The sequence below is a fragment of the Stenotrophomonas sp. FR012 genome (assembly GCF_047520565.2).
Lineage (GTDB): Bacteria > Pseudomonadota > Gammaproteobacteria > Xanthomonadales > Xanthomonadaceae > Stenotrophomonas > Stenotrophomonas sepilia.
The window spans coordinates 81,410-94,684 of sequence record NZ_JAXBQL020000011.1; the positions used below are offsets into that span (position 1 = coordinate 81,410).

Below are 13,275 nucleotides of genomic sequence, written 5' to 3' on the forward strand. Positions count from 1 at the left end.
TCACGGCGTCTTGGCCGCATGGTCCAGCGCGAAGTTCAGCGTCACCACGTTCACCCGTGGCTGCCCGAACAGGCCCCACTGGCGCCCTTCGGTATGCGCCTGCACCAGTGCCTGCACGCGCTCCACCGGCAGGCCACGGGCACGCGCCACGCGTGCTACCTGCAGCTGCGCCGCCGCCGGCGACAGCTGCGGATCCAGTCCGCCGGCGGACTGGGTGACCAGGTCCGCTGGCACCTGCGCCGGGGCGACACCTTCGCGCGCGGCCACCGCAGCCGTGCTGGCGGCGACGCGCTCGGCCAGCGCCGGGTTGCTGCGCGCCAGGTTGGAACCGGCCGCGGCCATCGGATCGTAGTTGGCCGCCGACGGACGCGCCTGGAAGTAGCCGTCAGCGGTGAACGGCTGCGCCAGCCAGGCCGAGCCGCGCACCTGGCCGCTGCCATCGCGCAGCAGGCTGCCTTCGGCCTGGGTCGGGTAGGCCAGCCCGGCAAAGCCGGTGGCGATGCCGGCGTAGACCGCGCCGGCCAGCAGCAGGGTGGCCAGGCCCAGGCCGATCGCCGGGCGCCAGCAGGCACCATCCTGCAGGCTGGCCACGCGGGCCTCGGCCTTGGCGTCGCCCGGAAGGGAAGATGAGGTGGAAGCAGAACGGTTCATGCGCCGAATACCAGGACAAGAAGGAGGTCAATCGCCTTGATCACTGCGAACGGCAGCAGCACGCCGCCGAGGCCGTACACCAGCATGTTCCGGCGCAGCAGTGCGGTGGCGGTGGCCGGGCGGAAGCGCACGCCACGCAGGGCGAGCGGGATCAGCGCGGGAATTACCAGGGCGTTGAAGATCAGCGCCGCCAGCACCGCGTTGCGCGGGCTCGACAGCTGCATCACGTTCAGTGCGGCCATGGTCGGAACGGCCGCGGCGAACAGCGCCGGCAGGATCGCGAAGTACTTGGACACGTCGTTGGCCAGCGAGAAGGTGGTCAGCGCGCCGCGGGTGATCAGCTGCTGCTTGCCCACTTCCACCACCGACAGCAGCTTGGCCGGGTCCGAATCGAGGTCGACCATGTTGCCGGCCTCCTTCGCCGCCTGCGTGCCGGAGTTCATCACCAGGCCGATGTCGGCCTGGGCCAGCGCGGGAGCATCGTTGGTGCCATCGCCCACCATCGCCACCAGTCGGCCACCGGCCTGTTCCTGGCGGATGCGTGCCAGCTTGTCTTCCGGACGGGCCTCGGCGATGTAGTCGTCGACGCCAGCCTCGGCGGCAATGGCTGCTGCCGTCAGCGGGTTGTCGCCGGTGATCATCACCGTACGGATGCCCATCGCCCGCAGCTGCGCGAACTTCTCGCGCATGCCGTGCTTGACCACGTCCGACAGCTCGATCACGCCCAGCACGTGGCGACCCTCGGCCACTACCAGCGGGGTGGCGCCATTGCGCGCGACCTGCTCGACGCGCGCGGCCAGTTCAGCCGGCACGCTGCCGCCCAGCGCCTGGACGTGGGCACGGATCGCATCGGCGGCGCCCTTGCGGATCTGCCGCCCATGTTCCAGATCCACGCCGGACATGCGGGTCTGGGCACTGAAGGCCAGGTAGTCGGCATGGTCCGGCTCGGCGGTGGCGCAGCCCTGTTCGCGCGCCAGGCGCACGATCGACTTGCCTTCCGGGGTCGGGTCGGCCAGCGAGGACAGCAGCGCCGCCTCGCGCAGCTGGCTGGCATCGATGCCGGCCAGCGGATGGAAGTGGCTGGCCTGGCGGTCGCCGTAGGTGATGGTGCCGGTCTTGTCCAGCAGCAGCACGTCGACGTCGCCGGCCACTTCCACCGCCTTGCCCGACTTGGCCAGTACGTTCGCGGCCAGCGCACGGTTCATGCCGGCGATGCCGATGGCCGGCAGCAGGCCGCCAATGGTGGTCGGGATCAGGCACACCAGCAGCGCGATCAGCAGCAGCGGATCGACCTTGACGCCGACGGCTGCACCAATGGCCGGCAACGTGGCCACCACCACCAGGAAGGTCAGCGTCATCGCCGCCAGCAGCAGGGTCAGCGCGATCTCGTTCGGCGTCTTCTGACGGTTGGCGCCCTCCACCAGCGCGATCATCCGGTCCAGGAAGCTGTGCCCCGGCTCGGCGGTCACCCGCACGATGATCTGGTCGGACAGTACTTTGGTGCCGCCGATCACGCCGGAACGGTCGGTACCGGCCTCGCGCAGCACCGGGGCGGATTCGCCGGTCACCGCCGCCTCGTTGATGGTGGCCAGGCCCTGCACGATCTCGCCATCGGCCGGCACCAGCTCACCGGCACTGACGATCACATGGTCGCCCGGGCGCAGCTCGGCGGCAGGTACCTGGGTTTCCGCAGCCCCCGGCTGCGGCGCCGCCAGCCGGCGTGCCACCAGGTCCTGGCGGGCACGGCGCAGTGACGCGGCCTGGCCACGGCCACGCGCCTCGGCCACTGCTTCGGCGAAATTGCCGAACAACACGGTCACCAGCAGGATCGCGGTCACTGCCAGGCCGAAGCCCAGCGGCGCATTGCCGGTCAGTGTGACGATGGCCGCGACGATCGTGCCAGCCATCACCACCGCCATCACCGGGCTGCGCACCAGGTGCATCGGCGAGAGCTTGCGTACTGCTTCGACCAGCGCACGGCGCAGGCCGGCGCCATCAAGCAGCGCAGGGCGCGGGGCAAGGGAACTACGGGTGGAACTTGCGTGGGTACTCATCGGGGTGTCCTTAGTGCAGTCCCAGGCTGAGGTGGTCGGCGATCGGGCCGAGTACCAGCGCCGGCATGAACTGCAGCACGGTCAGGATGACGATCACCGAGACCAGGGTCAGGGCGAAGGTCGGGGTTTCGATCTGCAGGCTGCCGGCAGACTCCGGCGCCTGGCGCTTGGCGGCCAGCTGTGCGGCCACCACCAGCGGGATGATCAGCAGCGGGAAGCGGCCCAGCAGCAGCACCAGCGAGCAGCTCAGGTTCCACCACAGCGTGGCGTCGCCCAGCCCCTCCAAGCCCGAGCCGTTGTTGGCGTAGGCCGAGACGTACTCGTAGAACACCTGGCTGATGCCATGGAAGCCCGGGTTGGAGGTAGCGGCCAGCCCGGGCACGGCCAGGGTGATCGCGGTGAACACCAGCAGGGTGATCGGCTGCAGCAGCACCAGCAGGGCCAGCAGGCGTACCTGTGGCGTCTCCAGCTTGCGGCCGAACAGTTCCGGCGTACGTCCGGTCATCAACCCGGCCAGGAACACGCCCAGCAGCAGGTACACGATGAACTGCTGCAGGCCACAGCCGATGCCGCCCCAGATCGCGCTGACCAGCATGTTGACCATCGCGATGCCGCCACTCAGCGGCGCCAGCGAGTCATGCATGCCGTTGACCGACCCGTTGGAGACCTGGGTGGTCACCGCCGCCCACAGCGCCGTGCCGTCGGCGCCGAAGCGCACCTCCTTGCCTTCCATCAGCAGCGGCGTGGCGGCGCTGGCACTGTGCCCTTCGCTCCACGCCATCGCGCCGGTGGACAGCAGCGACATGCCCAGCATGCAGCTGAACACCAGGGCGCCGAACCGGCGCCGGCCGGTGAACGCACCGATCATGAAGATCACCGCCATCGGCACCAGCAGGATGCCGACGATCTCCAGCGCGTTCGACAGCGGGGTCGGGTTTTCCAGCGGGAAGCTGCTGTTCGGGCCGTACCAGCCGCCACCGTTGGCGCCCAGCTGCTTGGCCGCGACCATCGCCGCCACCGGGCCCAGCGGCAGCTTCTGTCCGGCCATGCCGGCGCTGGCATCGATCGGCGTGGCCTGCGGGCCACCGGCCATCGTCGACGGCACGCCCTGGCTGGTCAGCAGCAGGGTCCACACCAGGCACAGCGGCAACAGGAAGCGCACGCACAGGCGCACCACGTCCACGTAGTAGTTGCCCACCGCCACCTGGCGGTCATCGCCGGTGCTGGTGGCCGCCGCAGCCTGCGGCGCACGCGAGAACAACGCGCGCAGCGTGGCCACCGCCAGCGCCAGGCCCATCATCGGTGTCACCACCTGCAGGCCGGTGATGCCGGTCATCTGCGAGAGGTAGGACAGCTGCGCCTGGCCCGAATAGTGCTGCTGGTTGGTGTTGGTCAGGAACGAGATCATCGTGTGCAGCGCGGTGTCCCAGCGCATGTTCGGGATCTGGTCCGGGTTCAACGGCAACCAGGCCTGGGTCATGAACACCGCCTGGGTCAGTACGGCGATCACTACGTTGCTCAGCACGAAGGCCAGCACGTAGCCGCGCCAGGACATCGCGCGCGAGGGATCGACGCCGAACACCTTGTACAACGGCTTTTCGATCCAGTTGAACAGCACGTCGGCCTTCATCGGCGTGCCGCGCATCACGCGCGCCAGGTACAGGCCCAGCGGCCACGCCAGCAACAGGCTGGCGGCAATAATCACAAGCATCTCGGTCATGGCAGGCTCCGCTCAGAACGACTCGGGCCGCAGCACGACATAAAGGAGATAGGCGGCGGCGACCAGCACCAGCACGCCACACAACAACGACAGCCAGGGGGACATTGCAATAGCGTCCTGGTGGAACCCCTCCACCTCAGGCCGTCATCGTCGTCCTGCCGCCCATAAACGCACTACGCGCCGGACCGTGCCGACGCGTAAAGAGTGCATAAATTCCGTGGGCCAAGCCGTAACCAGGCGCCGCCCACTGTAGAGCCGGGCCCATGCTGGGCTGCTCTTTCCCAAGGCCACGCGGAGCCGAGCATGGGCTCGACCCTACAAGCGAATCACGGCGCCTGGCTCGCTGGCGCCACGCCCTTCAGCTCGCGGTAGCGCTGCAGCGTGCTGTCGATCTCGGCCTTCAGCACCTGCTGCTGCTGCAGGAACCCCGCCTGCAGGCGCTGCTGCGCCCGCAACTGCACGTGCCGCTGACGGATCGCCTCGGCCTGCTTGTCGGCCACCTTGCCACCGGCCAGTTCTCGGTCGCCAGCGGCCGACAACAGCGCCACCAGCGATTCGCGCAGGCTGGTGACGTTGTACTCGGCGGTCTTCAGGTTGTTGTCGAGCACTTCCTGGCGCTCGGCGAACACCCGGCGCAGGTCGTCCTCGCTGCCATAGGTGGACAGCATCGCCTGTTCGGTGCGCTGGCGGGTCTGCTCGGCCATCAGGTCCAGCTGCTGCTGCTGCGCCTCGGTGCTGGCCGCGGCGCGCTCTTCGTCGGTCAACGCGCGCTGGACCTGCGCATTGCGCAGGCCGCTCTTCGCGTTGAACTCCTCGCGGGCGTGATTGACCGCATCGGCTGGCAGCGAATCGCTGCAGATCCGCTCCTTGCCCTCGTTCCAGCAATACAGCTTCTTCTCCACTTTGCCGCCGTCGCGCGACTGCGCCGGCACGGTGGACGGCACGGCCAGCAGCAGGCCGGCAAAGAGAACGGCAGGAACTCGGGACATGACCTTTCCCCTGGGTCGGTCAGCGGATCGAACGGACGCCGTACTGGGCCCGGTAGGCTTCCAGCGGCTGGCGGTAACCCACAAGTTCCGGGTTGCCGGAGGCGAAATCAAGCAGATCGGCCAGCGACGCCACGGCGATCACCGGAATCCCGGCCTCTTCGGCCACCGACTGCGCCGCCGAGCGGCGGTCGGTTTCCGAGGCGATCTCCTGGCGGTCCAGGGCTACCACGATGCCGGCCGGGGTGCCGCCGGCAGCGCGGATGATGCCCAGCGCTTCGCGGATCGCGGTACCGGCGGTGATCACGTCGTCGACGATCAGCACGCGCTTGCCATTCATGTCGGCGCCGATCAGCTGGCCGCCTTCGCCGTGGTCCTTGGCTTCCTTGCGGTTGAACGACAGCGGCAGGTCGCGGCCGCGCTGGGCCAGCTCGCAGGCCATCGCGGTGGCCAGCGGAATGCCCTTGTAGGCCGGGCCGAACACCACGTCGTACTTGATCCCGCTGGCATCGATGGCATCGGCATAGCACGCGCCGAGCTGGGACAGCAGCGAACCGGAGTCGAAACGGCCGGCGTTGAAGAAATAGGGGCTCAGCCGGCCGGACTTGAGGGTGAACTGGCCGAAGCGCAGGGCGTCGGCGGTCAGGGCCAGCTGCAGGAAACGGTGGCGGTGGTCGCTCATCAAAACTCGATTTATCTTCATTTGGAGCACAAATCCTAATCCAGCTGGGCGTTTCGCGCTCGTCCGGCCCCGCGTGAAGGCTGTCGCGGCGCTGCCTGGCGGACTGCGCAGCCCCACGGGCAACCGGTATGCTTGCCCGGTTTCCCGCCGCAGGTCCCCGCATGCGCATCATCAGTTTCAACGCCAATGGCATCCGTTCCGCCGCGACCAAGGGCTTCCTGGACTGGTTCCGTGCCCAGGACGCCGACGTCCTGTGCATCCAGGAAACCAAGGCCCAGGAAGACCAGCTGACCGACCCGATGTTCCGTCCGGATGGCCATCACTGCTTCTACCGCGACGCCATCACCAAGAAGGGCTACAGCGGTGTGGCGATCTACAGCAAGCGCGAGCCGGACCAGGTCATCACCTCGCTGGGCTGGGCCCCGTTCGACGACGAAGGCCGCTACATCGAGGCGCGCTACGGCAATCTCAGCGTGGTCTCTTTCTATATTCCCTCCGGCAGCTCGGGTGACCTGCGCCAGGGCTTCAAGTTCGAAGTGATGGAATGGCTGCGCCCGATCCTGGAGGAGTGGGCGCGCAGCGGCCGCGACTACGTGCTGTGCGGCGACTGGAACATCGTGCGTTCGGCGCTGGACATCAAGAACTGGAAGTCCAACCAGAAGAATTCCGGCTGCCTGCCGGAGGAACGCGACTGGCTCAACGCCCTCTGCGCCGACCACGGCCAGGCCACCGATGTCGCCGCCGGCCGCGGTTGGGCCGATGCCTACCGCCTGCTCAATCCCACCGGCGAGGATTACACCTGGTGGAGCAACCGCGGCGCCGCCCGCGCCAACAACGTCGGTTGGCGCATCGACTACCAGTTCATCACGCCGGGCCTGCGCGACAAACTGCGTAGCTGTTCGATCTACCGCGACGAGCGCTTCTCCGACCACGCCCCGTTCACCGTGGACTACGACCTGTGACCGAGGCCGCCACGCCGGTCAGCTACAAGGGCTGGGCAGGCATCAAGCGCGCCTTCGGTACCCCGTCGGCGCTGACCATGGCCATGCTTGGCTTCGGCAGTGGCCTGCCGTTCCTGCTGATCGCTTCGCAGACGCTGTCCACGCGCCTGCGCGACGTCGGCCTGGACCTGGGCAGCATCGGCCTGATCAGCCTGGCCAGCTTCTTCTACCTGCTCAAGTTCCTGTGGGCGCCGCTGCTGGACCGCTATGCATTTCCGCTGCTGGGCGCGCTCGGCCGCCGCCGTTCGTGGCTGCTGGTATCGCAGGTGCTGGTGCTGGTCGGCCTGGTCGCACTGGCCTTCGTGCGGCCGGAACAGGGCGTCTGGCCACTGGTGATGTGGGTGCTGGTGGCGTCGTTCGCTGGCGCCACCCAGGACTCGGCGGTCGATGCCTACCGTATCGAGATCGCTCCGCAGACCGCGCAGGCCGCGCTGGCGGCCACCTATACGCTGGGCTACCGGATCGGCCTGATCCTGGCCGGTGCCGGCGCGCTGTACCTGGCGCAGTTCGAAGGCTGGATCGTCGCCTACCTGGCGATGGCCGCGCTGATGCTGCTGCCGATCGTCACTACCCTGCTGTGCGCCGAACCGGAGCGCCCGGCCACGGCGGTGCAGCGTCGCATCGATATCGCCGAAGCCTTCGTCCAGCCCATCTCCAGCTTCTTCAGCCGTAATGGCGTGGCGTTGGCACTGGTGCTGCTGGCCTTCGTCGGCCTGTTCAAGTTCCCCGATCAGGTGATCGGCGTGATGGCCGGGCCGTTCTATCTCGATTCGGGGTTCGACAAGGCCGACATCGCCACCGTGTCCAAGCTGTTCGGTGTATGGATGGGGATCGGCGGTGCGTTCCTGGGGGGTATTGCGGTGGCCGCATTCGGCTTCCGGCGCATGCTGCTGGTGGCCGCACTGGGCGTGGCGATGTCCAACCTCGCCTTCCTGCTGATGGCGCACAACCCAGGCAAGCTGTGGGCGTTCTATGCCGCGCTCAGTGCCGACAACCTGTTTCAGGGGTTCGCCGGCACCGTGCTGGTGGCCTTCATGTCGTCGCTGACCGACCGCAACTTCACCGCCACGCAGTACGCGTTGCTGGTATCGCTGGCCAACCTGCCGGGCAAGTTCATCGGCGGTGTCTCCGGATACATCGTTGAGGCGACGTCCTACAGCACGTTCTTCATCCTCAGCTCGGTCACTGTGGTGCCGACCCTGCTGCTGCTGGCCTGGCTGTGGCCGCGGATCGCCGACCGCGGGCCGCCACCGGTCGCCTGATTGCCTGCCCGCCCGGACTGCGGGATCATCGCCCCCGACGCGCCGAGGGGGCGGTGCCTTGCGAACGGGGAAGTGAGCATGGCCGACGTTGTGCTGCGGGATCTGGACCCGCTGCTGCTGGAACGTATCCGACGTGTCGCGGTCGCCCGCGGCTGGACCCATGAACAGACCTGCGCCGCCTTGTTGGAGCAGGGCCTGTTCAGCAGTGAACTGGAGGTTCGCTCCGGCTTCGGCGATCCCGAAGTGGACGCCCTCTCCGATGCGATCGCCGCCCTGCAGGCCTTGCCCGCAGGGCAGGGCTTCGATTAGCGGCTTTGTAGAGCCGAGCCCACGCTCGGCTGCCCGGTGAATCCACGCCGTGCGTGGATGGCGCCACCTCACGCCAGGTGGATTGCCCCCAGGATCCGCGGCCCCTTGGCTCCGGTCACGCTCGGCAGGTTGCCGGCCAGCCCGTCCATCGTCCGCTGCGCCAGCCAGGCGAATCCCATCGCCTCCACGTACTCCGGGTCCAGCCCATGCACCGCGCTGGACTCCACCTGCACCTCCGGCAGCCGCGCCGCCAGCCGCTTCATCAGCTGCCGGTTGCGCACCCCGCCGCCACAGACCAGCAGGCGCCGTGTCTGCGGCTGCTGAGCCAGCAGCGCATCGGCCACGGTTGCCACAGTGAGCTCCAGCAGCGTGGCCTGCACATCGGCAGCGGCATATTCGCCTTCCTCCATGTGCGCCTCGGCCCAGGCCAGATGGAACTGCTCGCGCCCGGTGCTCTTCGGCGGCGGCAGCGCGAACCACGGGTCCGAACGCCAGCCGGCCAGCAGGCCCTCGTCCACCGCGCCACTGGCGGCATACGCGCCATCGGCATCGAAGGTACGGCCGGTGTGGCGCTGGCACCAGGCATCCATCAGCGCATTGGCCGGGCCGGTATCGAAGCCACGCACCGCGCCTTCGCGCGGGATCAGGGTCAGGTTGGCGATGCCGCCCAGGTTGAGCACCGCGCGGTCTTCATCGGCGGCGCCCAGCATGCCCAGGTGGAAGGCCGGCATCAGCGGCGCGCCATGTCCCCCGGCCGCCACGTCGCGGCGACGGAAGTCGGACACCGTGGTGATTCCGGTCAGCTCGGCGATGCGGTTGCCGTCGCCCAGCTGCACAGTGAACGCCGGATCGGCCAGCGGGCGGTGGCGCACGGTCTGGCCGTGCGAGCCGATCGCGCGCACCTGGCTGCGATCCACGCCGGCTTCGGCCAGCAGCTGGTTGGCAGCCTCGGCGAAGTTGATCGCAATCCGCGCGTCCAGTTCGCCCAGCTCCTCCAGCGAATCCAACGGGCCACCTTCGCCCAGCGCCACCAGCCGCGCGCGCAGCACCGGTTCCCAGCGGGCGGTCAGGCCGTGCACGAAGCGGCAGCCACCGCCCGCGGGAAACTGCACCAGCGCGGCATCGATGCCGTCGGCGCTGGTGCCCGACATCAGGCCAAGGTACAGGGGGGCGTCAGCGTCGGCAGGTGTGTTCATGGCAGGCATAAAAAAAGGACGCGGCAAGCTTGTGCTGCCGCGTCCTTCTTCGTCAACGAAGTGGCTCAGCCGCGCTTGCGGCCGGTTGCCTGCTTGTCCTTGGCGCTGGCCACCTCGGTGGCGGCCTCGTCGCGGCTGGTCGGTGCCGGGCTGGCATCGGCGTAGATCAGCTTCTCCATGCCCTGGATGCGGGCCATCGCCGGCGCGGTCTGTGCGCGGAAGGCGACCAGCTCGGCGCCCTTCAGCGGCTCCGGCGGCGGCATGGTCACGGTCAGCGGGTTGCGGTGTTCGCCGTTGACCCGGAATTCGTAGTGCAGGTGCGGCCCGGTCGCCAGGCCGGTCGAGCCGACATAGCCGATCACCGTGCCCTGGGCCACGCGCTGGCCGGTCCTGATGTTCGCAAAGCGCGACATGTGGCCGTACAGGGTGGTGTGGCCTCGACCGTGGTCGAGGATCACCACATTGCCGTAGCCGCGCTGCACGCCCGCGAACTGCACGCGGGCATCGCCGGCGGCCATGATCGGCGTGCCGGTACGCGCGGCGTAGTCCACGCCCTTGTGCATGCGCATCTTGCCCAGCACCGGGTGCTTGCGTGCGCCGAAGGTCGAGCTCAGCCGCGCGAACGGGATCGGCATGCGGATGAAGCTCTTCTTCAACGAACGGCCGTTGATGTCGTAGTACTCGGACTTGCCGTTGCGGTCGAAGCGGAAGCCGGAATAGGTCTTGCCCCCGGTGGTGAAGGTCGCCGCCAGGATCTTGCTGGTGTCCACCTTCTCGCCTTCGCGCCAGGTCTCGTCCATCACCACGCTGAAGCGGTCGCCCGGCTGCAGGTCCTTGGAGAAGTCGATGTCGTACTTGAAGATGTCGTCGGTCATCGTCGCGATCGCCGACGGCGACAGCCCGGCCCGGCGGGCCGCGGCATACAGCGAACTGGTGATCTCGCCGCTGGTGACCACGGTACGCGTGGAAGTCTCGCGCCGCGTCACCTTCTCCTTGATGTCATCGCCGGCCAGGCTCAGTTCCACCCGGTTGTCGGCGTCGCGATCAAAGCGGATGCTGCGCAGGTCGCCGGACAGCGGCATGTCGAAGGCGATCTCGGCGCCCGGGCGCAGCTTGGTCAGCGCCTCGCGCGCACCGGGGTGCTCCAGCACCCGGTGCAGGGTGGTGGCCGGAATGCCGGCCTTGTCGAACAGGTCGCTCAGGGTCTGGCCGCGCTGGATGCGCAGCACCTGCCAGCTGTCGCCGGGCACCTGCTGCTGGCGGGCCATGGTCAACGGCGGCAGCGGCAGCGCCAGACTGGTGTGGCTGTCCGCGTAAGGCGCATCAATGGTGTGCGAGAAACCGGGGACGATCGTCGCCACCAGGGCGCCGATGGTCGCAAACAGGCTGGCGTGCATCCAATGGCGGCGGGTCCAGCGCTCATTGAAGGCGGCGGGAAGGTGTTGCCTGAGCTTCCGATGCAGGGCGTTGTCGTGCAGGACGTGAAGGCGTTCCTGGAAGCGCTGCTTGCGTGCGCGCCCTTGTTCGGAATTGTGCATCGGCGGTTTTTTCCTGGCGGCCCGGGAGCGCGGGCCTGATCGCCGGTTACCATAGACACCTGAGAAAACCGCGTCAAACCCTTGTGCCCATTGGCTTTTGTGAAGCCAATCGGGTTAACTTTGCTTTAACACCCCACACAAGAATCGGCGTTGCCGGGAGTAGTCACGTGTCCTCGATTGAAGAAGCCCTTGCCCTGATCGGCCGCGGTGCCGACGAGATCCTCAAGCTCGAGGATCTGCGTGCGCGCCTGCAGGAAGGCCGCCCGCTGCGGATCAAGGCCGGCTTCGACCCCACTGCGCCCGACCTGCACCTGGGCCACACGGTGCTGCTGAACAAGATGCGCCAGTTCCAGGACCTCGGCCACCAGGTCATTTTCCTGATCGGCGACTTCACCGGCATGATCGGCGATCCCTCGGGCAAGAGCCTGACCCGCAAGCCGCTCAGCCGCGATGACGTGCTGGCCAACGCCCGTACCTACGAGGAACAGGTGTTCAAGGTGCTCGACCGCAGCCGTACCGAAGTCCGCTTCAACTCGGAGTGGTTCGGCAAGATGGGCGCGGCCGACATGATCCGCCTGGCCGGCCAGCACACCGTGGCACGCATGCTCGAGCGCGACGACTTCGCCAAGCGCTATGCCGCCCAGCAGTCCATCGCCATCCATGAGTTCCTGTACCCGCTGGTGCAGGGCTACGACTCGGTGGCCCTGGAGGCCGACGTCGAGCTGGGCGGTACCGACCAGAAGTTCAACCTGCTGATGGGCCGTGGCCTGCAGGAACACCATGGCCAGAAGCCGCAGGTGGTGCTGACCATGCCGCTGCTGGAAGGCCTGGATGGCGTCAACAAGATGTCCAAGTCGCTGGGCAACTACATTGGTATCAGCGAGCCGGCCATCGACATCGTCACCAAGACCATGAAGGTGGACGACACCCTGATGTGGCGCTGGATCGAGCTGCTGTCCTTCGACATCAGCCAGGCCGAGGCCGTGCAGCTGCGCGAGCAGGTGGCCAATGGCGGCCTGAACCCGCGCGTGGTCAAGCTGCGCCTGGCGCGTGAGCTGGCGACCCGTTTCCACGACGCCGTGGCGGCAGAGCAGGCGATTGCCGGCTGGGAGGCGGCGGTGACCGGGCAGGGCGACATCACCCAGTTGCCGCTGCAGGATGTGGCGATCCCGGCCGAAGGCCTGCGTATTGCCGCGTTGCTGACGGCGGCCGGCCTGACCCCGAGCAACTCCGAAGCCAATCGCAAGCTCAAGGAGCGCGCGGTGAAGGTGGACGGTGAAGTGGTCGAAGACGGCCAGCAGGTGCTGCAGCCGGGCTTCGAAGGCCTGCTGCAGGTCGGCAAGCGCACCTTCGCCCGCGTGCGCCTGGTCGCTGGCTGAGAAGAAGGAAGGGCCGGCGCCAGCCGGCCCTTCCTTTTGCTCTTGTAGAGCCGAAGGCAACGGCAGGAGCCGTTGCCTTCGTCGCGTGCGACGGCCCGTAGAGGGGCCGGGCAGGACGCCCGGCATAGCCACGCTCGGCTGCTCTTCACGGGACCCTCCCGCGGCGCGGCGCATGAACCGATGCAACATCCGGTGAAAAAAATCGCCACACCCCCTTCACAAATGATCGGAATGGGGACATACTTCTCCTCCCCCATCGCAGGGGTCGCCACCAAGGGGCTTCAGCGACAACAGGGCGCCCACCACCGCCGAACGAGATGATCGAACGAAGGTGTTGACGGACTGAAAAAGTCTGGCATAATGGGCGGCTCGCTACGAAGGAAACTTCGCGGCACACGGGAACGGCGCTGAGGCCACTTCCCCGGATCTTTGAAAGTATGCGCAGGTATCTTGTGAAGGCGCCTGCAGGAAGGATGATTGTCCATCTTGCAGACGTT

The 13,275-nt window shown here is 67.8% G+C and carries 12 protein-coding genes; 4 read left to right on the forward strand and 8 right to left on the reverse strand.

Translation table 11 applies throughout. The features are described from left to right. The 6 genes from kdpC to pyrE all read right to left on the reverse strand — a co-directional run bounded on the left by kdpC (position 1) and on the right by pyrE (position 6,093). Positions 1-651, reverse strand: coding sequence for a potassium-transporting ATPase subunit KdpC (gene kdpC, locus ACM0O9_RS16695; protein WP_095377913.1), 651 nt, complete (start codon positions 649-651; stop codon positions 1-3). After that, on the reverse strand, positions 648-2,705 hold the full coding sequence (kdpB, locus tag ACM0O9_RS16700) for a potassium-transporting ATPase subunit KdpB (protein WP_414603808.1): 2,058 nt from the start codon (positions 2,703-2,705) through the stop codon (positions 648-650). The genes kdpC and kdpB overlap by 4 nt, the downstream gene beginning before the upstream one ends. Before the next feature lie 10 nt (positions 2,706-2,715). Next, entirely contained in the window at positions 2,716-4,425 is a 1,710-nt protein-coding gene (gene kdpA, locus ACM0O9_RS16705) for a potassium-transporting ATPase subunit KdpA (RefSeq protein WP_414603809.1), read from the reverse strand. Between the two features lie 12 nt (positions 4,426-4,437). Continuing rightward, entirely contained in the window at positions 4,438-4,530 is a 93-nt protein-coding gene (locus ACM0O9_RS16710) for a potassium-transporting ATPase subunit F (protein ID WP_005407770.1), read from the reverse strand. A gap of 221 nt (positions 4,531-4,751) precedes the next feature. Beyond that, positions 4,752-5,414, reverse strand: coding sequence for a hypothetical protein (locus ACM0O9_RS16715; RefSeq protein ID WP_134955770.1), 663 nt, complete (start codon positions 5,412-5,414; stop codon positions 4,752-4,754). 19 nt (positions 5,415-5,433) lie between these two features. Beyond that, positions 5,434-6,093 carry an orotate phosphoribosyltransferase gene (gene pyrE / locus ACM0O9_RS16720; protein ID WP_005420471.1) on the reverse strand — a complete coding sequence of 220 codons (660 nt, stop codon included), beginning with the start codon at positions 6,091-6,093 and terminating at the stop codon, positions 5,434-5,436. Between the two features lie 161 nt (positions 6,094-6,254). On the opposite strand from pyrE, the gene ACM0O9_RS16725 reads away from it, so the two are divergent. From ACM0O9_RS16725 to ACM0O9_RS16735, 3 genes are all read left to right on the forward strand, one after another. After that, positions 6,255-7,055 (forward strand): exodeoxyribonuclease III, encoded by an 801-nt coding sequence (locus tag ACM0O9_RS16725; protein ID WP_005420469.1) that lies wholly within the window; start codon positions 6,255-6,257, stop codon positions 7,053-7,055. Further along, complete coding sequence (locus ACM0O9_RS16730; RefSeq protein ID WP_414603810.1) at positions 7,052-8,356, forward strand: AmpG family muropeptide MFS transporter; 1,305 nt, start codon at positions 7,052-7,054, stop codon at positions 8,354-8,356. The genes ACM0O9_RS16725 and ACM0O9_RS16730 overlap by 4 nt, the downstream gene beginning before the upstream one ends. Before the next feature lie 78 nt (positions 8,357-8,434). After that, the gene (locus ACM0O9_RS16735) at positions 8,435-8,665 is read left to right on the forward strand and encodes a hypothetical protein (protein WP_005420465.1); all 231 of its coding nucleotides are present in this window, start codon (positions 8,435-8,437) and stop codon (positions 8,663-8,665) included. A gap of 68 nt (positions 8,666-8,733) precedes the next feature. Here ACM0O9_RS16735 and ACM0O9_RS16740 read toward each other — a convergent pair whose 3' ends face one another. Continuing rightward, positions 8,734-9,861 (reverse strand): anhydro-N-acetylmuramic acid kinase, encoded by a 1,128-nt coding sequence (locus ACM0O9_RS16740; RefSeq protein WP_235649729.1) that lies wholly within the window; start codon positions 9,859-9,861, stop codon positions 8,734-8,736. 65 nt (positions 9,862-9,926) lie between these two features. Beyond that, on the reverse strand, positions 9,927-11,399 hold the full coding sequence (locus tag ACM0O9_RS16745) for a M23 family metallopeptidase (protein WP_049413997.1): 1,473 nt from the start codon (positions 11,397-11,399) through the stop codon (positions 9,927-9,929). Positions 11,400-11,566: 167 nt separating this feature from the next. Between ACM0O9_RS16745 and tyrS the strand changes: the two genes are divergently transcribed. Next, a complete protein-coding gene (tyrS, locus tag ACM0O9_RS16750) occupies positions 11,567-12,778 on the forward strand; it encodes a tyrosine--tRNA ligase (protein WP_005420460.1) in 1,212 nt (403 codons plus the stop codon). The last annotated feature ends 497 nt before the right edge of the window (positions 12,779-13,275 follow it).